Raw genomic sequence first — 206 nt, forward strand, 5'->3', positions numbered from 1 at the left:
CTTTTAAGTTCTAATGACTGATGAAACAAATCAGTCAGCAAGATGTACCTTGAAAACCGCATATACAATCTATATTGAAAACGTTAAAACGTTAGAGATAGGAAAAGACATCCGAGGCATCATGTGTGAGAGCATGTGATGTTATCAAACCAGAGAGATAATCGAAAGATTATTCAATCAATTGCTTTTAAAGCAGAGAACACAAA

The organism is Blautia sp. TM10-2 (assembly GCF_003480845.1).
In the GTDB taxonomy this organism is placed as follows: domain Bacteria; phylum Bacillota; class Clostridia; order Lachnospirales; family Lachnospiraceae; genus Fusicatenibacter; species Fusicatenibacter saccharivorans.